Source organism: Vibrio sp. 10N.247.310.17, assembly GCF_041466605.1.
GTDB classification, from domain to species: Bacteria; Pseudomonadota; Gammaproteobacteria; order Enterobacterales; family Vibrionaceae; genus Vibrio; species Vibrio tasmaniensis_A.
This window is the reverse complement of record NZ_JBFSTC010000024.1, coordinates 1-21,772: the sequence shown is the minus strand read 5'-3', so window position 1 is coordinate 21,772 and position 21,772 is coordinate 1. Positions and strand designations below refer to the sequence as shown.

The 21,772-nt window shown below is 42.8% G+C and carries 11 protein-coding genes and 3 pseudogenes; 11 read left to right on the top strand and 3 right to left on the bottom strand.

The genetic code is table 11. The features are described from left to right. Window positions 1-102: 102 nt before the first annotated feature. Together AB6D80_RS09260 and AB6D80_RS09255 are read left to right on the top strand one after the other, a co-directional pair. Complete coding sequence (locus tag AB6D80_RS09260) at window positions 103-1,350, top strand: ParA family protein (protein WP_017098231.1); 1,248 nt, start codon at window positions 103-105, stop codon at window positions 1,348-1,350. A gap of 1 nt (window position 1,351) precedes the next feature. Next, window positions 1,352-2,305, top strand: a complete 954-nt coding sequence (locus tag AB6D80_RS09255) for a ParB family protein (protein ID WP_102258082.1) — start codon at window positions 1,352-1,354, stop codon at window positions 2,303-2,305. Window positions 2,306-2,496: 191 nt separating this feature from the next. Here the strand turns inward: AB6D80_RS09255 and AB6D80_RS09250 are convergent, their stop codons facing one another. Continuing rightward, on the bottom strand, window positions 2,497-3,543 hold the full coding sequence (locus AB6D80_RS09250; protein ID WP_017099008.1) for a replication initiation protein: 1,047 nt from the start codon (window positions 3,541-3,543) through the stop codon (window positions 2,497-2,499). 1,396 nt (window positions 3,544-4,939) lie between these two features. Between AB6D80_RS09250 and AB6D80_RS09245 the strand changes: the two are divergent. From AB6D80_RS09245 to AB6D80_RS09205, 9 genes and pseudogenes are all read left to right on the top strand, one after another. Then, window positions 4,940-6,466, top strand: a pseudogene (locus tag AB6D80_RS09245) (IS3 family transposase). Between the two features lie 417 nt (window positions 6,467-6,883). Beyond that, window positions 6,884-11,143, top strand: a complete 4,260-nt coding sequence (locus tag AB6D80_RS09240) for a CHASE domain-containing protein (protein ID WP_231904336.1) — start codon at window positions 6,884-6,886, stop codon at window positions 11,141-11,143. A 9-nt stretch (window positions 11,144-11,152) separates the two neighbouring features. Then, a complete protein-coding gene (locus AB6D80_RS09235; protein ID WP_017097882.1) occupies window positions 11,153-12,340 on the top strand; it encodes an EAL domain-containing protein in 1,188 nt (395 codons plus the stop codon). Between the two features lie 148 nt (window positions 12,341-12,488). Then, window positions 12,489-13,724 carry an ABC transporter substrate-binding protein gene (locus tag AB6D80_RS09230; protein WP_017100852.1) on the top strand — a complete coding sequence of 412 codons (1,236 nt, stop codon included), beginning with the start codon at window positions 12,489-12,491 and terminating at the stop codon, window positions 13,722-13,724. Beyond that, complete coding sequence (locus tag AB6D80_RS09225) at window positions 13,724-15,754, top strand: ATP-binding protein (RefSeq protein ID WP_017100853.1); 2,031 nt, start codon at window positions 13,724-13,726, stop codon at window positions 15,752-15,754. The genes AB6D80_RS09230 and AB6D80_RS09225 overlap by 1 nt, the downstream gene beginning before the upstream one ends. 534 nt (window positions 15,755-16,288) lie before the next feature. Next, window positions 16,289-16,513 (top strand): annotated as a pseudogene (locus AB6D80_RS09220) (transposase); the annotation flags it as partial. Window positions 16,514-16,687: 174 nt separating this feature from the next. Further along, entirely contained in the window at window positions 16,688-18,220 is a 1,533-nt protein-coding gene (gene istA / locus AB6D80_RS09215; protein WP_017101221.1) for an IS21 family transposase, read from the top strand. 11 nt (window positions 18,221-18,231) lie between these two features. After that, window positions 18,232-18,972 carry an IS21-like element ISVch3 family helper ATPase IstB gene (gene istB, locus AB6D80_RS09210; RefSeq protein ID WP_011988345.1) on the top strand — a complete coding sequence of 247 codons (741 nt, stop codon included), beginning with the start codon at window positions 18,232-18,234 and terminating at the stop codon, window positions 18,970-18,972. Between the two features lie 79 nt (window positions 18,973-19,051). Further along, window positions 19,052-19,670, top strand: a pseudogene (locus tag AB6D80_RS09205) (transposase); the annotation flags it as partial. A 77-nt stretch (window positions 19,671-19,747) separates the two neighbouring features. Here the strand turns inward: AB6D80_RS09205 and AB6D80_RS09200 are convergent. After that, window positions 19,748-21,133: a GGDEF domain-containing protein gene (locus AB6D80_RS09200; RefSeq protein WP_017101793.1), complete on the bottom strand. Its 1,386-nt coding sequence runs from the start codon at window positions 21,131-21,133 to the stop codon at window positions 19,748-19,750. 242 nt (window positions 21,134-21,375) lie between these two features. Beyond that, complete coding sequence (locus AB6D80_RS09195) at window positions 21,376-21,738, bottom strand: H-NS family nucleoid-associated regulatory protein (protein WP_069595600.1); 363 nt, start codon at window positions 21,736-21,738, stop codon at window positions 21,376-21,378. Between the last annotated feature and the right edge of the window lie 34 nt (window positions 21,739-21,772).

Genomic DNA, 21,772 nt, shown 5'->3' with positions numbered 1-21,772 from the left:
TAAACTTAAACCTTTATTAATTAAAAATATTCTTAAAAGGTTTAATTTGTATCTTTAGTGCTTTATATTGGTTACATGAAATTAAGGCATTAAGGGCACCCAATGACCACCATCATCGATTCATTAGAACTTGTTTGTGAACGTATGCAGCAAGAGCAGTCAGATCTGAAAGCCGTTATCAAAGAGCGTATGCAGATCAAAGTAACTGATACAGAAATTGAGGGGAGTGTCGATAGGCTTATCTATAATCACTCATTGAAGAAGAAAGAGCTTCAAGAGCTGTTTGGCTTATCTCGTGTGACCTTCAATTCTAGAATAGATGAAGCAACCGAGCAGGGCGTCGTTGGCGCTCCTATTATCCAAGGACGCACTCACCTGTATAATCGCTTCGACGTCGCCAATATGATGGAGTTCATGAACTTTCCTAAGTACAACCAGCGCTTTGAACCGACAACCGTTGTAGTGGAAAACCATAAAGGGGGCACTGGCAAATCCACCACGACAGTAACCCTAGCGACCACTGCTGCGCTTGATCTTAATCTTAATGCACGCTGCCTAGTGATAGATTTAGATCCCCAAGGCTCAACAGGCCAAAACCTGATTCATCAAGCCGACGATGAATCAGTCTACATGACAGCTGTTGATATCGCGCTAGCAGGCCAAGAGCCCGAAGGTGATTTTTCTCAATACCTTAATGACTACCGTTATGACGAGTTAGTTAAAGCGATTCCGTTTAAGACTCACCTCCCTAACTTAGATGTGATTCCTGCCTTCCCATCAGACGAACGCTTTGTCGATTCTTACTGGGGGCAAGATGAAATAGGTCAACGGAATTTGCTGAGTGTGTTGCGTGAAAAAATCTTACCCATACTTAAAGAAGAGTACGACCTAATCTTCATCGATACGCCCCCACAGAACTCTCCAATTCTCTGGGCAGTGAATGAGGCGGCTGATGCGGTCTTGATTCCAGTCACCCCACGAGAGTTTGATTTTGCCTCAACGAGTAACTACATGGCCACTATGCCAGGTACATTTAGAGCATTACCATCACAAGGAAAAAATTTAAAGTGGGCTAAATTGCTTCCAGTGAACTTCGATGAGAAGAGCGCTCATGAAGTTAAAGTGTTTGATAAATTGCTGCGTGCGGCGCAAGGGCATTTATTATCAACAGCGATCCGTCACTCTGAAGCGTTTGTCGCGGCTGCGGAAAGCAACCGTACAGTACTGGATATTCGAAAATCAGAGCAGATTTGTAGTGGTAAACAATTTGATTTAGCTATGACATCGGTGAATGCCGTGTACCACCAATTCATCACTGAAATTAAGCAGCTAGCAACAAAAGGGCTATAACATGTTACGACCTCAAGACAAGCGAACCGGCTTTAACCAAGGCAATCAATTAGGAAAACGAGTTAAAGCCGAACCCCCTAAAAAAACATTCACGTTTGCTAGCGGTAAAACAGCCACTGCAGAAAGAGTGGTGGTTAAATCAGATGAACTTGAAGTTAAAACTGCAATTCACCCTTTAAATCCACGTCGCCAAGATTCGCTTACGCTTGATGCTGTGCGTGATATATTACCAAGCGTTCAGGAAGAGGGCGTACATACTGAAGGCGTCGCGACCAAAGACGGGCAGGGCACTTACCAGTTACTTGATAGCTCACGTCGCCGTTTCACTTGCATCCATGCTAAAAAAGATTTACCTCTATGGGTTATTGAAGGGGAGATCGACCAAGCTGATTTGCTCGCTTTTATTCAAACTACTCAATCTGTAAAGCGCTTGTCTTACCGAGAATTGGGAGCTGATTACAAAAGCGTGATGCAAGCACAAGGCTTTACGAAGCTCGATGAACTAGCTGACTATCTGAATATTGGACGTGAAACTTGCCGAAAGCGCTTTGCTGCAGCATCAGTTGATCAGCGTTTGATTGAGGTCTTTCCTGATTGCGAAGGGATCCCAAATGGTTACTACGCTAAGCTGGCTAAAGTGGAAAAGCAGTTAGATAAAGAAGGTACTACAACGGCACATTTCATCAGTTCACTTAAGGTGGATGTAGATAATTTAGTCTCTGTAGAAGATAAACAAAAGCAAGTTCTTGCTCAGATGGAGTCGAAGCTTTTAAAGGGTAAAGATAAAATAAGCTGGAAGACTAAACCATTAGCGCTGTTCGATGACAAGAACAAGTATGCAAAGGTATCTCACAGCAGTGATAAGCGGGGGCTTAAGATTGAATTGAGTAGATTGCCCGTTGATGTGTATGACGATATCATACGGTTTGTTTCTGAAAAAGTGCAAGATAAGTAAATAACAACCCCGCCAATGAGCGGGGTTTTTAATGGGGACAATGGGGGTTGTTTTGCCCTATGAACAACAAACCACCTCATTATTTAGATGTCATAACAAAGTTGATGAATATAAAACTTGAGATCAGTATCACTGAAGGTAACAAATTTTTAGTGTTAGCTGCAAAACACTAAAAATCTGTTACCTGAAAATCATAATTCCATTAACTCTAACCTGTGATAGAAAATAGAATCAAACTGCATATCTGCAGGCATTACGATAATACCCATCCTAACACTTTCAATGGCGAGTTTATGGTGTTTACTTAACTCACCATTGACAGGGTATGAAAGTACAATATTAAAGGCTTCTTTTGCGAGTTTTAACATCGGGTTATCAGGTGCTAGCTCTTCAGCTAACTTTGCTCTTTCCAATGCCTCACCTTTATTGTCACTTTTTTGCTTCCATTGGAAAAGGAACTCAAGCGCAACAATACTCTTTCCTCGATAACGAGCTTTATAACCATACGATCCAGACTCTTCATCAACCAAAAAGCTTAGCTCTTTTCTCACTTCTTCGTTAGAAGCAAGCTCTTCGATTGGCTTACGAATACATCGTTCCATGAAGACCTTGTTGTTGGTATAACTGGATTTGGTTAACTTCCCTTGCTCATCTAAGAGACCGAATAAACCATGTAATTGCGCTATCGATTGCTCATGCAACTTCATTCCAGGCTTTTTAAAGCGAGATAGAATAGTGTAAAGGCGCTTAGAATGTTCTGACTTCAAACTACGAAAAGATAAATGGTTAATTTGAGCGTGGCCAGCTGACTGAGCAAGATAAGCATCCATTAATTCAGCGTTAGGCACCATAATTAGCGCCCCTTTTTTATACGCAACTCGACTAAAAAGAGGCATAAAATCAAATTCTTGATCAGCATCGTTCATTAAGCCTACTTTGCGCGATGAGAGCCTTTTAGCCATAGGCTTTAATGTTGGATAAAGCTGCTTTGCTGAAAGACCAAACCACTCCTTTAACACTTCAGATTGAAACGTATATTCAGGTGCGTATACGTGTCGACCTTCCTGATACGCAACCCAATGGTCTTCGTGTAGTCGAGAGAGGAAGAGTGCAAATGTATCATGCTCTCTCGCCGTCAGTCCTAGCTGGCTAAAAACTAAAGCATGGCTTTTCTTAAAAAAGTCATTAGGCAATTCACGGTAGTCTTCAGTTGTGATCAACTGTCGATGGTCAGTCATAGTAATTAGTTTCAGGTAACAGATTATTAGTGTAGTACAAGGATAAGACTAAATTTCAGTAACCTCAAGAACGTAATTCACAATTTTAGACTAAATTCCTGTAACCTTAATAGAAATACTAAAATGAAACACTCAATATCAAGACTTATGGGATAAAGTCTGTTTGGACACTAAAAAAATGTAACCTTCACACTAAAATTTAGATCAATAACACTAATTTCTTGTTACCCCCAGACTAATTAAAAGATCAACAAGACTAACTACAAGATCAATCACACTAATAATATGTTGCCAAAACCTCAATATCATTATGATTTTAAAGTGTTTTTTAGCAATTATAGATCTTATATAAATTATAGATCATATAGAGGTTATATACTGTTATAGAGATTGTGGATAATGTGGATAAACTCAATTTAGTAAATAAAAAAACTACTTATCCACATAAAATAAAGAATATTAGAAAAACTAGCTTAACGTTCATCGATCAATGTTTTTCTACTTTCCTACTACGGACTTCCAATTTCCGTAAGTATTGGTGCCATAGAGAGTAACGAATGCATAAACCTGACGGGCAACGCTTTGGCGTTGCTTTGTCGGATTTGTGTATGGACAACTATTCGCTCGTTCCTCACGAAAGTTGTCCATACACAAATCTAGGTTTAGAAACCTTCAATATATGATCTGAGGGAGATCTTTTAATCTCGTTGTATATTGGGGCGACAAAAAGTACGGTTCATCAGCCACTTCTGAGTGGCTTTGTTTCCGTAATCAACCCACTTTGTCTTTTGATGTCATTAGGCGACTCGATAGCTCTCGGTCATACCAAGCTGCATAAATCGATTTAATATTGATGCCGCTTGCATCATTTCCTGTTGTTGATTGTTAAAGTCTCTACTGTGTAATTTGGGGCCAATAATTGTTTTGTAACGCTACATTGCATTATCTGAGACATTCCGTTTTCCATACTGCTTTGTCTTTTGCCTGCGCGTGGGACTTAATGCAGAGTACACCACCAAATTGCTCACCCTTTTAGGGTTATGAGCGTCGTCAGCATACAGATTTTCTTTGGGAGGAATCGCTATGTCAGTTTCTGGAAATTCGCTCGCTAATGCGTCATAGACGTCATCGGTATCGTATATTTTATCTGCTGAAATATGGCCAACTTCCACATCAACTTGCCCACACAATTCTTCGACAACCTGAAAATGGTTCTATCGCAAACTTTGAAGCTTTAGGTTAGGATTTGTTCAATTTCCACTCAACACTCTGAATCGTCATGTTTAAAGGCTGCCACTTTCCCTCTGAAGTCATTCTCGAAACCGTACACTATCTCTATCTGGCAGGGTAGTTGTCACTGTTAGAATTTAACCAGTTTGGGCGATAAAGAGTAATTGTGTCTCGTATCTCAGTAGAAAGAAAAGAAGCTATATTGAAGAAGCTATTACCTCCATATTCGATGTCAGTTAAAGAAGTGTCAGAAGACGAAGGAATTAGCACTGCGCCCCTGTATCATTGGCGCCAGCAACTCAGACATTCAGGAGCCGCCGTCCCAAATACCAACACTTCATCAGAGCAGTGGTCTGCTCAAACTAAACTTGCCATTATCGCTAAAACCAACTCAATGATAGAAAGTGAACTCAACCAATATGATCGTGAAAAAGGTCTTTTTCCAGAACAAATCCAAAGCTGGCGCCGCGAATGTATGCAAGGGTTTAAGTCGAGTAAAGAGCGGGAAGCTGAAGCAAAGAAGCAGGCTAAAGCTGACAAACTTGAAATCAAAGAGTTGAAGAAAGATTTACGACTCAAAGAAAAAGCACTCGCTGAAACGGCCGCCCTCTTGGTACTAAGAAAAAAGCTGAGAGCCTTTTACGGGGAAGAGCCAGAGGACGACTAACCTCAACCGATGAAAGGCAGACCATAGTGACGATTATCCTTGAAGCGAAGCAATGCGGATGCCGTTTAGAGCCAGCTTGCCATGAAGTTCAAATCGACTTGAGAACGTATCGTCGCTGGTATCAGTAAGGTGAAGTCCAAGCTGACAAAAGGCCATATGCATCAGACCAGAGCCTGCTAACAAGCTGTCACAGGAAGAGCGTGAGGTGTGTAACCGCTCTGAGTTCGCAAGCTTGCTTCCAACTCAAATCGTCCTGACACTGCTTGAGAGAGGTGAGTATATCGCCTCTGAGTCGATCTACTATTGAGTGCTGAGTACGCAGGGGCAACTTCACAAACGAGGTCGTCAGCGGAGCAGACAGAAGCAAACGAAGCCAACCAGTTACACAGCGACGGACTCGAACCAATTTTATGCATTGGATATCAATCACTTACCTTCAAGGGTTCGAGGCCAACACTATTACCTGTATGTCATTGAGGATATCTACAGTCGAAAAATTGTTGGTTATGAAGTGTATGAGCATGAATGCGGTGAGCTGGCGTCACAACTTCTGCAACGAACGTTGATGCGAGAGCAATGCTTCAATCAAGCACTGGTTCTTCACTCAGATAATGGTGCACCGATGAAGTCGCTGACGTTTAAAGCAAAAATGGAAGAGTTAGGTATTACCTCATCGTATAGCCGGCCAAGAGTCAGTGATGATAACCCGTATGTCGAGTCATTGTTCCGTACAGGAAAGTACATGCCAAGCTGGCCAGCAAAGGGCTTTGAAACAATCGATAGTAGTCGAAGTTGGGTTGAAGCCTTCGTACGCTGGTACAACACCGAGCATAAGCAGAGTAAGCTAAATTACGTCACGTCACGCCTTCAGAGCGTCACAATGGAAAAGATAAAGATATCTTGAAGCGTCGTGTAGAGGTATTGCTAGCAGCAAAACAGCGAAAGCTTGAGCGGTGGTCTGGTGATATCAGGAACTGTGCGCCTGTTGGTGACATTCACCTAAATCCAGAAAGAGAAGCTGCTTAATAAGCAAGAAAATGATGACAACTACCTTGAAAAACACCGGAATCCCAAGGCTATAATTTTGTAGATTATCAATATGGAATTTCGTTTACACCCGATTTCAGATAATAAGTGCGACAATCCCCTTTAAATTGAAGATTAGACAAAATTCAATCCTAGAAACTCACTCTAACTTTTACCAATCAATCAAGCTCATCTAAGCGGATAGAGCCCTTTCCTTATGTTTGGTGTTGTACTACAACTAGTGGATATACATTTATATTAATTAGGTTCTAGTTTGTTCGTCCTTTTACTGGTTTCGTAAGAATTCGTGTCGTCAATCGTTGATTTGGAGTATGTATGACTGGGAAGCCTCGGGCCATAAAGCTATCTTTAAGTATATTAATATTGTCACTCAGTGCAACAATAGCGTGTTGGTCTATGGCACGAAATTATGTTGAACGCAATGCTGAAAGCCGTTTTACTAATTATACCCAAGACGTTAAAGCGTTGATTCAAAATCGCATGTTGAATTATCAACAGGCCCTCTCAGGGGGCGTTGCTCTATTTGCTGCTTCTGAACAGGTCAATCGTGAGGAGTGGGCGAATTATATCGATAAGTTAAATCTTGGCTTGCATTATCCTGGTATACAGGGGATTGGTGTTTCAATTCCTATTTCGGCGCGAGATAAAGAGGCGCATGTGCAGCAAGTTCGGGCGGAAGGTTTTCCTCAGTATGAGATTAAACCTAAGGGGGCGCGAGATGAATACACGGCCATTATCTATTTGGAGCCTTTTGATGCTCGCAACCGGCAGGCATTTGGCTTTGACATGTATTCTGAAGCCGTTCGGCGTCAGGCTATGTCTACGGCAAGAGATACAGGAAGAGCTGCTTTATCCGGTAGGGTTGAGTTAGTTCAGGAGATTACTGAGGATAAACAAGCTGGTTTTTTGCTTTATTTACCTATCTACAAAACGCTTTATTCCCCTGATACAGTTGAAGAGCGAAGGGAGGCCTTTGTTGGTTATGTTTACAGCCCATTCCGCGCAAGAGATCTCATGCAAGGTATCCTTCAATCTAACGTCTCAACGGTAAGCTTTCGGTTATATGATGGCGCAGAAGACACCCCTAATAGTTTGCTGTATGACGGGAATAGCGCCTTAAGTATTGTGGACGAGCAATTCATATCGACATTTCGACGCTCGGAGGTGATTAATGTTGCAGGTCGAGATTGGACGATCATCTATACTTCTACCCCCGTGTTTGAAGCCGGTCTCGATTTTTCGCTGCCTCGTATTGTTGCTGGAACTGGGGGGCTCTTAAGTATTCTGTTTTTTTTCCTTTTTCGGATGTTGATTGTTTCACATCAAACAACTGAAAAGCTGCATCATGAGGCCTCGGCGAGGAGAGAAGCCGAAGGATCCCTTAAGAGCCTAAACCAGGAGTTAGAAAATCGTGTTAATGAACGCACTCAAGAACTAAAGCGACAAGAAGAGCTCAATCGAATGCTTTTAGAGAGTTTGAGTGAAGGGGTGGTGGCTTGTGGCGCGGACGGAAATTTAACTTTATTTAACCGTACAGCAAGAGAGTGGCATGGATCTGACCCATTACAGATTCCCCCCGAACTCTGGAGTAATTATTACAATTTATATGAAGGTGACGGGCGAACACCGATGGCGAAAGAAAACATACCGTTGCTTAGAGCATTTAATGGTGAGCATATTCAAAATGATCTACTTTGCATAATCGCTAATGGTCAAAGTCCCCGCTTCGTCTTGGCCAGTGGAGCTCCGATTTGTGATCTCGATGGTAAGCGCCTAGGTGCTGTGGTTGCTATGCACGACGTAACTGAAAATAGGCGTCATGAACGTCGTTTCATTGATATTTTTGAGTTTGCACCTGATGCCATACTGATAATAGAGAGGGGGGGTTGTATTACTCAGGCCAACAGCCATTCTGAGGTTGTTTTTAATTGGGGGAAAGATGTACTTAAAGGCCAATTAATAGATCGATTTTTACCTGGTATTTATTCAAATATCAATAGCTCTTTCTTCGAGAATGAAGAATTGGGTGAAGGAGCTCGTGTTGAGCAACTCTCTACCATGGCTAGACGTAAAGGGGGGATTGATTTTCCGGTTGACATTAGTTTAAGCCCTGTTGAGTCGGAAAAGGGCTTGCAGGTGGCCGTCGCTATTCGGGATATTACCCAGCGTGTTCAGTCAGAGAGGAAAAATAAAGAAGCGATGGCTATGCTGAATGCCATTGAAGATGGGGCATTTATCTTTGATCCAGAAACGCTTCGCCACAGCTATGTTAATGAAGGTGCCGTTTGTCAACTTGGTTATTCCAGAGAAGAGTTGTTGGATCTTACTGCCGTTGATTTCAAAGTTGAGTTCGATGAAAACCGTTACCGGAAGTTGCTTGAACCCTTGTTAAATGGCGAACAGCAGGTTGTCCATATTTCTACTGTTCATAAACATAAAGATGGTCATCTCATTCCAGTCGAAGTCAATCTTCAGTACATTTTTCTACCTGGAGGGAAAAGGCGTTGTATTTCAATGGTTAGGGACGTAACCGAACGTCATCAGGCTTTACGACAACTTGAGGAGGCAACCAAGCAGCAAAAAGCGGCCAATTTTGTCATAGAGCAGGAGCGTAAAAAACTTGCCCAACGGGTGTCTGAACGCACAGCGTCATTACGGTCAACAAATGAAAAGCTAGAGCAAGCTCGAATTGAGGCGGAACAAGCAAGCCATGCTAAATCGGCTTTCTTGGCGGCAATGAGCCACGAAATACGGACGCCAATGAACGGGGTTATTGGTATGTTAGAGGTTTTGTCACACAGTCAGCTGGAGTGCCATCAAGTTGATGAAGTTAAAACTATTCATGACTCTGCGTTTGCCCTTCTGAGGCTCATCGATGATATTTTAGATTTCTCAAAAATTGAAGCTGGTAAGCTAGATCTTGAAAAATTTCCGGTATCTGTCGAAGAACTTATAGAAGGGGTATGCTCCTCGCTTGTCTCCGTTTCTGAGAAGCAAGAGGTTGACTTGCAATTATTTATTGCCCCGATTTTTCCAAGTTATATTTTGTCTGATCCAATCCGGTTGCGGCAAATTTTCTATAATTTAATTGGTAATGCAATTAAGTTTAGTGGTGGTCGTAAGGAAAAACGAGGAGACGTCTCAGTCCGCGTGAACATTGTTGATAATAAAATGGTTGTCAATATCGAGGATAACGGCATTGGAATATCGTCGGATGCCTTAGCTATGTTATTTACTTCTTTCTCTCAAGCGGAGTCATCCACAACGCGTCGTTTTGGGGGGTCTGGGTTAGGATTGGCGATCTCGAAGCGCTTAGTGGACTTAATGGGCGGAGATATTAAAGTAAACAGTCAGTTAGGAGAAGGCTCTACGTTCACAGTTAGCTTACCTTTGGCAATTTATCAGAAAGAGATCATACCACCTTTATCGTTACTCTCAGAGACAAAGTGTATCCTAGTTGAGAACTCAGTATTTGATACTGACGCTCTACGAGTTTACCTCGAGCATTCGGGTGCTAATGTTCAAGTTGTTAGCACCCATTCCGAAGCGTTACGTATTGCTGAGTTGCTTGAAGAGGTTGTCGTTATAATTATTGGTCCGCAAAAACATGTCCCGGAACTTACCATCGCTTTTCTGAAAACATTGAAAAGTTCACGAATTGAAAGTGGGTATATTAGGCACTTGTTGATGACTCGAGATCAGCCTCGGCCCCTGAAATTTGAATCCCCTGAATTTGTTGCTCTAAATTGTAACCTATTGCGGCGAAAAGAGTTTTTACAGTCTGTTTCAGTGGCTGCCGGAATTGTTTCGCCTGAAATAATACTTGATCAAGTGGGGGAAGAGTCTCTGCCGTTAACTGCGGCACCGAGTGTGGCACAAGCCCGTGCAGAAGGACGGTTAATCTTGGTTGCAGAGGATGATAGCATCAACCGAAAAGTCATCCTTAAACAGTTGAGTCTACTAGGTTATGCGGCAGAGGTTGCTGAGAACGGATTGGTGGCTTATCAACTTTGGCAAGAGGGAAGTTATGCGTTGCTATTAACGGATTTACATATGCCGGAAATGGATGGTTATGCATTAACGGAAGCGATACGACAGGATAACTTGGAGAGGGCACAAAAACCTATCCTAGCTTTGACAGCCAACGCTTTGAGAGGTGAAAAGAGTCGAGCCAAGGCGGTAGGAATGAATGATTACCTTACAAAACCTGTCCAGCTTCATTTACTTAAAGAGGCTCTTGAAACATGGTTGCCCAACCAGAATGGAGTGCCTGAACTTGGATTACTTGAAGAGGAACAGCCTAGGGACTCTGAAATATTGACTGTCAGTAAGCTCGCTGAGCTTGTCGGAAATGAGCCAGCTGTTATGTGTGATTTTTTGACTGATTTTTTGAGTTTAATGACAAGACAGCAGGAACAGTTAAGAGCCGCTTCTTCCGCTAAGGATATTAGAGAAGTGAGCAGTATCGCTCATAAGCTCAAATCTTCATCTCGTTCAGTGGGCGCGATGAGATTAGGTGACTTGTGTGCCGAGCTTGAAAATGCTTGTACTATAGGTGATGTCGCAGTGGTGGAGTTGACCATGACTCTGTTAGATAAGTGTTTTGCAGAGACGGAAGAGGAAGTGATCTGCTACCTTGATAAAAAAATTATATAGGAGAAGTGTATGGCGATAATGTTGATTGACGATGAGCCGTTTTTAATGAAGTTGCTTGCTCATCAATTAAAGGATTTTGTGAATGAAAAGGTTGTTGTTCATCAATATGAACATGCTGTTGATGCTCTTCAAAAATTAGAAATGCATCCTGAAGAGGTAGAACTAATTTTTTGTGATCTGCAGATGCCAAAGATGGACGGAGTAGAGTTTGTCCGTCACTTGGGGCGTATAGGCTACCAGGGAGGTGTTATTTTGATGAGTGGTGAAGAACAAGCCATTCTAGACAGTGCTAAAAAGCTGGCAACCACTTATCAACTTAATATTTTTGGTTGTCTCCATAAGCCTTTTAGTCCCACTCAGTTAAAAGAAATTATTGAGCATCAGGCCGCTCATCTAGAGACGGAATGTTTTGATGACCTGAAAGAGTATTCTGAAGCTGATCTGCGTCGAGCTATTCAACAAGGTGAGCTAATCAATTACTACCAACCACAGGTCAGGCTTCGAGATGGTGAAATTGTCGGTGTAGAAGCTTTGGTACGTTGGCAACACCCTAAAGATGGCCTAGTGTTACCTGATAAATTTATCCCACTTGTTGAAGAGTATGGACTGATAGATGACTTGACGATGGTTGTCTTAGCTAATGCTCTGGAACAGAGCAAACGTTGGCAATCTGTGGGCGCAAAGCTTTGTATGTCAATCAATATTTCAATGGAAAGTCTGACGTCCTTGGAGTTTCCAGATAAGATTCAAAACATTGCACATGAGGCTAGAGTCCCATTGTCAAACTTAGTCTTGGAAGTAACGGAAAGCCGGCTGATGAATGATCGGCAGTTAGCGTTGGACATCCTGACACGACTGCGACTTAAAGGTGTTGCTTTATCTATTGATGACTTTGGGACGGGGTATTCCTCGTTGGCCCAGTTACGAGATATTCCATTCAGTGAGCTTAAGATCGACCGAAGTTTTGTGCATGGGGCCCATAAAAATAAGTCTTTACGCGTGATTTTTGAAGCCAGTTTCAAGATGGCCCAGCAATTAGGAATGCAGACCGTGGCTGAGGGAGTGGAAGATCTTGAGGATTGGGTGTATTTACGTAAGATAGGGTGTGATGTCGCACAGGGTTACTTTATTGCCAAGCCAATGTCTGAAAATCATTTATCTCGATGGTTAGATGAATGGGAAGGCGTCGAGAGCTAACCCTCAATTCAAGAGTAAATGGTGTCAATATTGAATCACTTATGCACCTCTGCCGTACTTTTCCTCCTAAATCATTTGCAAGTCTAAATATCTAGTCTAGAATTCAAATCATAAATAAAACAATAACTTATATTAAGGGGGCTACGGAATGAAAAAATGGCTTAAATCTACAGTCATCGGCTTATTTGTGGTTGGCTCTACGCCAGCTATAACAGCCCCTTCTGTTCTCAAAGTATATCTAGACTCGGATCGAACCGTGCATCTAGCCTCAGCGGAGGCAATAGAAATGGGTGTAAAAACGGCTTTTTCTCAGCATGGTAATCAACTTTTTGGCATTCCAGTAGAGTTCGAAGTACTTGACCATCGTGGGAATACGGCGCGAAGCAAGCTCAATATGCAGCGCTACCAGAAAGACCCTAATGGAATTGTTTTCTTCGCCGGGTTGCATTCTTCCCCCCTGATAAAATATCGCGATTATATCAATGAAAGTGAACTGTTGATTTTGGTGCCATGGGCTGCAGGCGGTCCTATAACTCGCTACCCGTCTGAGAAGAATTTCGTATTTCGCCTCTCTGTTGACGACACAAAAGTTGGGGGGAAACTGGTCTCAACAGCAATCAATAATGGTTGCCAATCTGTTGACTTATTATTAGAAAAAACGCCTTGGGGTAAGTCTAATTACAAAACGATTTTCCAATCAGTAGCCGACCACAGCACACACTTAAAAGCTCGGGTTACTTGGTTTAATTGGGGAATTGACGAGGCTCTGGCTCGTGTGATAGCCGCCGAGCTTAATCGAACCGGCGTTGAATGTGTCCTGTTTGTAGGGAATTCACGAGAAGGCCCCTTATTAGTCAAAGCTCTCTCTGATCTTGAACAACCACCAAAAATTTTCAGTCATTGGGGGATCACCGGAGGTGGTTTCTCTCAGCGAGTTTCATTTGATGCTCGCCAGAGAACTGCCTTAAGCTTTGTTCAATCTTGTTTTAATTTTTATAGCTCTCCGGAGAACGATCTATCGAAGGAGGTATACCGCCAAGCTACGGCGCTATTCCCTGATAAGTTTACAAATGATTTTATTGACGCCCCAGCTGGCTTTGTGCATGGCTATGATCTGGCTAAAGTATTTATTCAAGCCGCACAAAGTATCACCCTCACCGATGATATGGTGAATAATCGACAGCTACTTAAGCTGGCGTTGGAGCAGATGGACACACCGGTTCAAGGTTTGCTAAAGACGTATGAACAACCATTTAGCGTTTATGACGTGGCACATCCTGATGCTCATGAGGCGCTAGGAGCCGATGATTTGTGCATGGCGAGGTACACTCAAGTGGGAGCCATCAAGCTGTTAGATTCAGCTAAGATTAATAAGGCAGATTAATGATCTATAAAACTCGACCAAAACTCAGTGGTATTCAGCTTTACGGTGTATTTTTGTTTATCTCGATGGTTGTGTTCGCTCTTATCACTTATGGACTTTTAGAGCAGCAAGCTCAGCAATCAATAAGAAACCTGGAGAAAATCAATACCTCAATTAAACTAAGTACGGCAGAGAGTTATATTAGCCAATCCCTGAATAATACCGAAAATTTAGCGATGAAAATTGCCTCACATCAAGTGGTGATTTCTACCGCTTTAGGGGGGGGGGCTACACCACAAGAGATTAGTGATAGACTAGCAATCGTGAAACCAGTGACGGGTAAGCACTATATTGTGATCTTGGATATTCTTGGTGACCCAATTTATCAAGAGTTAACCTTACCGGATGAACTGTTCGCTCAACTGCACACTAAGATTGAACAAGGAGATCTATCGAGTGTGTTTAGGGTATTTACCTTTCAAGATGATAGTAATAACTTAATGGTTGCTCTTCCAATACTGTACAACGGTTTTCTAGAAGGTTTACTTGTGTATGTGAAGCCATTTGATATTGACGCCTTTTTATCACCGTTGAGGTTCTCCGAACAATATCAAGTAAGTTTAATTCAAAGCGATAATAGTTGGGGTATGCCTCCCCCAATTGATTGGACGCAACATACAACATACCTCCCTAGATACGACTTGGATTTAGTTTACAGTATTAACCCTGCTATCTATCAAAACAATCGTAACCAATTTATCCGTTCACTCATCGTTGCGTTATCGATAGCTGGTGCGTTGACATATATATTGGTCTATTTTACAGGTAAAAAGCTCCTCATATCTCCTTATCAGTCACTAGAAAAGTCTGAGCGCCGATTAAAAAAAGTAGCCATTGAAGCCCAAACCGCAAGTGTCGCTAAATCACAATTTATAGCCTCTATTAGTCATGAGTTGAGAACCCCTATGAACGGGGTTTTGGGGGCAGCTCAACTGCTGACACAGTGTAAAAATAAAGATGAGCGTCATGAGCTTGAACAAACCTTGCTCTCTTCCGGGCACCATATGATCTCAATTCTCAACGATATACTAGATTTTTCTAAAATTGAGGTTGGTAAGCTGACGCTTAATCTTTCTGAATTTAAACTGGCTGACCTACACAATAAAATTGAAAATAGTTATCGACCCTTATGCTTAGATAAAGGTATAACGTTTGAAGGAACGGCCTATTCTGAAACATCAATACACCTAGTTGCCGATGAGACCCGGTTAGCACAGATAGCTCTTAATCTTCTCAATAATGCGTGGAAGTTTACTCAAAAAGGGGAGATCCATTTTTCTACCCGGCTCACGCAAATGAATAACAACGATTATCTAGAAATTAAGGTGTCTGATACGGGAATTGGTATCCCCGCAGAGAAACAAGCAACGATATTTGACCCATTCACTCAGGGCGATGGGAAAACTACGCGTAAATTTGGCGGGACTGGACTTGGCTTAACTATTATTTCCAAGCTCGTAGATACTATGCATGGCACGCTTAACTTGGAAAGTAAAGTAGGTGTAGGGACACGCTTTATCATTTGCGTGCCTGTCAAAGTTGTATCACAGCCTAGAGAGCAAATAAATGAACCAATGAAGTTATTTAATGGCGAAGGGCTGAAAGCTTTGATTGTTGAAGACAATCGTGTAAATAGCATCATCCTATCTAAATTCCTAAAGAAAAGAGGTTTTAAGTGTGATATTGCCCTTGACGGACAAAAAGGTTTTGAGCAAGCGAGCAGAACCTTTTATGACGTAATCATGATGGATAACCATATGCCTATTATGGATGGTACTGAGGCTACGAAACGTATTAAGGCTTTATCTTCACCCTATAGTGATAGCATCGTCATCGCTTGTACCGCTGATGCCTTCGAGGAAAACCTAACTAAAATGCGTGAGGTTGGCTGCGCAGAAATCATCACAAAACCAGTCAATGAGGGGGTGTTAGATTCGGTCTTTAATCAATATCTGTCAAACCAAGCTGTAGAAAAGGCCAACAGTCCATAAATTAATCTGCATGACTAGCTTTGGGCACAGAGAGAAATGTTAGGTATAAAAAGCATAGTTTTCATATTCAGTTTGGTTGTGTAACAGTAATCTTATGCTCCGGGCGTTTTTGCGGGGAGGTCACTATTGCCCAGCTCTTTCTAAAATTCCTCGACACCATTATCTCAGTTTTTTCCCAAAAAGATTGACAATCGCTGTTCTAACGCCATGAGCTTATAGTGTACATACTTGTCGCCGAGTTTGGTTATCCGGTTTAACTTAGGCTTTTACTCGTGAAACATTATTTCGGAACCAAGCAAATAAACCGCAGTTTTTATTAAATAGAGAACCTTTTGCTTTTGGAAGCGAGTGTCATTGTAGCGGTTTGGCAGCTAATTCCTTAATTCTTCATGACTCGTTGAATATTGGCAGCGCTAAACACATACGCTTGAGCGGGTAGCTTGCTATGAGTAAGTATATAACCAATGTGGTTCAATGGAACTAAATCAAGAACCTACGATCTGGTCAGCTACATCCACTCTCTCTCGCAGCCCTATTCCTAAACCTCTTTACAAAACAACCAACTGGAAGCAATACAACCAATCACTCATTAACCGTGGTTCTCTGACCTTTTGGTTTGATGAAGAGGCGATAAGCGGTTGGGCGCAAAGCAAACAGAATAAGCGCGGGAGACCACGTCGGTTCAGTGATTTGGCTATCACGACAGCACTCATGGTGAAACGCGTGTTTTCTATGCCACTGAGAGCGCTTGCATATTTCGGAGCATTCCGATCAGTCATTTCGGGATTATCCGATCACTTTTAGCCTAACTCCGAAATCGGTGATCGGAATAGCGAAAACCGCGATCGGAATGCCCGAAATCCTTCCTTTTTCTCTTTTAAATCAATAGCTCGCTATTCTTTACTTCTTAAACAAGAACGTAAGGAAGCGACAATGGCCAAAAAGAGAACTCCAATGAACAAAATCAAAGAGGTATTACGCCTTAAGTACGACTGCGGTCTCTCCAATCGTGGTATCGCTTCTTGCCTGAAACTCGGCCCGTCCACCATATCGGAACTCCTTACTCGCTTTAAACAAAGCCAACTTGGCTGGCCTCTACCCGAAAGTTGCAGCGATGCTGATCTCACGCAAGCGCTGTATCACGGCAAGAAAGCCAGTCGCGATAAAGTCATGCCAGACTTCACTCAATACGCAGTCGAACTCAGACGTAAAGGCATGACAAAGATGTTGTTGTGGCAGGAATACCATGAGCAATATCAAGAACAAGCTTACGCTTACACTCAGTTCTGCGAGCACTTCACTCGTTGGTTCAAAACTCAAAAGCGCAGCATGCGCCAGCTCCATGTGGCAGGTGACAAGCTGTTTATCGATTACTGTGGGCCTCGGCTTCAAGTGGTCAACCCTGATACAGGTGAAGTGCGCGAAGCAGAAGTGTTCGTGGCGACCTTAGGTGCGTCCAATTACACCTATGTTGAAGCCTTCCCGAGTCAAGGTAAGTCTTACTGGTTAGAGGCGCATGCCAATGCGTTCGAGCACTTCGGTGGTGTACCACAGCTCTTGGTTCCCGATAATCTACGTAGCGCGGTCACCAAAGCCAATCGTTATGAGCCGAGACTTAACGACAGTTATCAAAAACTGGCGAATCACTATCAAACCGCAGTGATGCCAGCTCGCCCTTACAAACCGAAAGACAAAGCCAAGGCAGAGAATGCCGTGCTCCTAGTGGAACGCTGGATCATGATGCGACTACGACATCAAACCTTCCATACCTTCAAAGAGCTGAACCTTGCCATCCGTGAGCTTATGAATGACTTAAACGAACGTGAGATGAAACAGTATGGTGCGAGCCGCAAAGCGCTGTTCGACAAACTCGATAAGCCAGCGTTAAAGCCGCTACCTAAGCAGCGATACCTCTATACCGAAACCAAGCGAGCCAAGGTTGGGCCTGATTATCACATAGAATATCGCCGCCACTACTACTCGGTGCCACATCAACTTGTTGGTCACCATGTCGAACTGGAAGCCTCCAACCGTCTGGTGCAGATCTACCATCAAGGTAACTTGGTAGCCCAGCATCCACGCAGCCAAAGAGAGCGCGGAAACAGCACCCAACCAGAGCACATGCCGAGTAATCATCAACATCAGAAGTGGTCGCCTGGACGCCTGCTCAACTGGGGAGCCAATATCGGCCCAGCCACACGAGAAGTCATCAATAAGATGCTCTACTCCAAGCCTCATCCAGAGCAGTCGTATCGCTCCTGCCTTGGGCTGCTCAATCTGAGTAAAGCGCATGGCGAGTCGCGCTTAGAGCAAGCCTGTAAAGATGCGCTGATGCTGACAAAACCGAACTACACCTTCATCAACAATCTGCTGAAGAACAATCGTGAAGGACAACTGAGCAAAGACAACACGAGCACGCCGAACCTTGTTCATAGCAATGTCCGTGGCCCGAACTGTTATCACTAGGAGAAATACAAATGAACGCACTGAACGACCAACTCAAAACCCTCCGCTTGAGCCATGCAGTGAAAGCGTTAGAGCAGCAACAAGAACAACTGAGCACCTACGCAGAGCTGGACTTCGAGGAAAGGCTAAGCCTACTTCTGGAAAGTGAAATCTTGAATCGCAATCAGACAAAAATCCAACGCTTAAAACGGCAAGCCAAACTGAGAGTGGATGCTCAGCCGAGCCAACTCATCTACAAGGAGGGACGAAATCTCAATCGTAAACAGATGAGCGAACTTCTAACGGGCAGTTATCTACATAAGCACCAGAATATCTTGATCACAGGCCCAACAGGTGCTGGCAAAACGTATCTTGGCTGCGCACTGGCAACCAGTGCCTGCGACCAACAACACACGGTCAGATACTACCGATTAACTCGCCTGCTTGATGACCTGACCGCAGGTCGTCTGGACGGTAGCTATCAAAAGCAACTTCAATCGTTGGCTAAGAAAGCTCTACTAATCCTCGACGACTGGGGGATGGAAAAGCTAACCCAAGAGCATGCAGGTCACTTATTAGAAGTGCTTGAAGATCGTTACCAAAACAGCAGCACGATCGTCATCAGTCAGTTACCTGTAAAGGAGTGGTACAACATGATCGGTAACGCCACTGTCGCAGACGCTCTAATGGATCGGCTGGTACACAATAGTCATCGAATAGAACTAGGAGGTGAGTCGATGAGAAAACTGGCGCAATCCGATCACTTAGAGTAAAAATAGGAAGAGAGAAAAACGGCAGGATCAAGTGATCGGAATAAACCGAAACGAGCGATCGCAATCACCGAAATACGCAGCGCTACAAGGATTTGTCGACTCGCTATTTAGATTTCCATGTTCCATTAAGTTGTCCACATTACACCTGCATCAGCGTAGAGCTAAGCAAGTTGGGGTCTCATTTAAGGAGCAATACAGCACCTAGCCACTGATGTTACTGGCCTTAAGGTTTATGGCGAAAGCACATATTGCAGTCGATACAAGCACTCATGAAATTATTGCAGCCGAGCTAAGTTTATCGACGGTTACAGATGGAGAAGTCCTCCCTAACTTACTGAAACAAACACGCCGAAGCCTCCTTGAGGTGTCTGGTGATGGCGCTCACGACACGAGAGCGTGGCACGCAGCTATTAAGATTAAGCGAGTCAGAAGGAACAACCTTCTGGGAGCGTGGTCACCCCCAAAATCTCGCCGTGGGTTGCCAGAAGTTATACGGCTCACATAAGTATTGGAAAGAGCGGTATGGATACCACAGACGTTCACTGTCAGAAACAGCGATGTATCGAGTTAAACAGTTGCTAGGAGGGCGATTGAGCTTAAGAAATTACAATGCGCAGGTGGGTGAAACTTACGCGATGATAAAAGCGTTGAACAAGCTTACTGGGTTAGGTATGCCTGAAACTTGTCGTATTGACTAAAAAGCATGCGAAACGGGGTAGCTCTATCTCTAAATTTAATTACGCAACAAAACCGCTCTTAGGATTTCTCGATGCCGCTAAAAATTGTCATAAGTTTTGCGTTCACTCTTATCGTGAGCGAGACATATTCTATTTCGCCCCTGTTTCTTTGCTTCATATAAAGCATTATCCGCTAGCTTAATCACCTCTTTGACTGTCTCCGCTTGTGAGAGGCTAGCGCATCCTATAGAGATGGTCACTTGCTGATCTGATTCGTATTCTAGGGGGGCTGTGAGGTTTTGTTCACTCACCAATATTCTTAAGTTATCAGCGATCTTGCTGGCGATTTCAAGATCTGTTTGAAGAAGTAAAATAGTGAATTCCTCTCCACCATAACGACAAACTAGATCAGAAGAGCGTGTATTTTTTTTCAGAACATTAGCGACGAGCTGCAAAACTTTGTCCCCTAGTAAGTGCCCATAGGTATCATTGAATTGCTTAAAAAAATCAATATCTATTAATAGTAAACTATTTATTTCCTGGTTCAGGTTTTGTTGCTCAAATACTGCTTGGATTTTTTGATCGAACTCTGATCGGTTATACAATCCAGTTAACCGGTCAGTAATTGCGGATTTATGGAGTTGTTTTTCAAGGAGGCGTCTACGTTTATCGAATTGCTCATAAGTAATACCACTAGCCAGCATTGTAAAGGTGATATACGTACAGACCACCACTACATAGATAGCAAAACCGCTGGTTTCATCCTCCAAAATATAAGTGGTGAGAAAGCCGCCAGCTAGGCAAAATAACAACCCAAAGATTAACTGCGTACGCGCTATTTTCGCTCCTAAAGTAGGTAATAAGAGTGTTTTAAGTGCGCCTCGGTGGGCTGTGAGACCAAAAATTGATATGGTTAAAAAGAACCCTAATATAGTGGTGACCGGAGACATCTGGCCATAAAATGAATCAATACCATAAGCGTAACCAACGGCTGAGACAAATGGGAGGAAAATAGCGGTAATGGCAAAAATTTGTATTAGATACCAAGGACGTCTATTTAAGAGGAAAAAAATGGCTATGACAGCAAAAAGTTGCATTACTGATGTATTAAACCCCATCTCGATGGGAGACTCTGCGTGAAGTGGGGTATCAAAAAAGATGAAATAACTTAGAACAGGGTCAATTAAATTAATTCCAGTACTTTGTTGATAGAAACGAATGACAAGTATGAAAAAAGCAAGGCTTACGAGGCTTCTGGTTATCTTCAGACTCTTTTTCCGCCAAATACAGGCGCAAGAAAGAAGTAAAAAGATAAAAGCAGTTATAGGATGCGTAGCTGCCCCATGGCTTGTTGGTCGATAGAGCCATTTAATATCAAAAAGATAGGAAGCTAAAATGAGAACAGACAAAGCTGCAATCACCTTGCAGAAAACTTGGCTGTAAAAAAGAGTGAGTGAAGTGAGTGCTCGTTTTTTTTTTGCCATTTATATATCGCCTTCATTGGGTGTCTTAGGACTTAACTTTTATAGATAATGATTCAATCTAGGAGATTTTTCCCAAATACTGCGTTTAATATTATCATTAATAAGGATGGGGATCCCGCCTTCGGTTTCAGGCCTATCGAACTAACTTAAACAAGGCTTCTGTTTCGTTTCTATATGAATATTGATCTTGTTGTTAACAACAAGATCAAATCTTCCTACTGCAGGAGGGGGGAAAGAAGCGACTATTTCGCGATCAAGAAATCATCAAGTGATTTACCAGCATCAAGCTGTTCTTGAATTATGGAAGGGGTGCGACTTTGACCAGTCCATGTTTGTGCTCTGCCGTTCCCGTCGGTGTATCTATATTTAGCAGGGCGAGGCTTACGTTTACCTTTTGTGTTCTTTTTTGATTTTCCTGATAGAGCTTCTATGAGAGCTTCAACATCAACCTTGATGTGATTTACGATTTCAGCGAATTTTGTTTCTTGGCGTTTAAGAAAGACGGTCGTTAACTTCTTAAGTGCTTCTTCAAGTTCCTCAAGTGTTAATTCACGAGAGAACGCCCGAAGCGAGCGGATATTAAGGGCTTTGTTGCGTAATTCAATGGAACTAAATCAAGAACCTACGATCTGATCAGCT

What these genes read in the sequence shown, in the direction of transcription:
- AB6D80_RS09260 (WP_017098231.1), top strand. Translation starts at nt 103, where the DNA reads ATGACCACCATCATCGATTCATTAGAACTTGTTTGTGAACGTATGCAG.
- AB6D80_RS09255 (WP_102258082.1), top strand. Translation starts at nt 1,352, where the DNA reads ATGTTACGACCTCAAGACAAGCGAACCGGCTTTAACCAAGGCAATCAA.
- AB6D80_RS09250 (WP_017099008.1), bottom strand. Translation starts at nt 3,543, where the DNA reads ATGACTGACCATCGACAGTTGATCACAACTGAAGACTACCGTGAATTG.
- AB6D80_RS09240 (WP_231904336.1), top strand. Translation starts at nt 6,884, where the DNA reads ATGGCACGAAATTATGTTGAACGCAATGCTGAAAGCCGTTTTACTAAT.
- AB6D80_RS09235 (WP_017097882.1), top strand. Translation starts at nt 11,153, where the DNA reads ATGGCGATAATGTTGATTGACGATGAGCCGTTTTTAATGAAGTTGCTT.
- AB6D80_RS09230 (WP_017100852.1), top strand. Translation starts at nt 12,489, where the DNA reads ATGAAAAAATGGCTTAAATCTACAGTCATCGGCTTATTTGTGGTTGGC.
- AB6D80_RS09225 (WP_017100853.1), top strand. Translation starts at nt 13,724, where the DNA reads ATGATCTATAAAACTCGACCAAAACTCAGTGGTATTCAGCTTTACGGT.
- istA (WP_017101221.1), top strand. Translation starts at nt 16,688, where the DNA reads ATGGCCAAAAAGAGAACTCCAATGAACAAAATCAAAGAGGTATTACGC.
- istB (WP_011988345.1), top strand. Translation starts at nt 18,232, where the DNA reads ATGAACGCACTGAACGACCAACTCAAAACCCTCCGCTTGAGCCATGCA.
- AB6D80_RS09200 (WP_017101793.1), bottom strand. Translation starts at nt 21,133, where the DNA reads ATGGCAAAAAAAAAACGAGCACTCACTTCACTCACTCTTTTTTACAGC.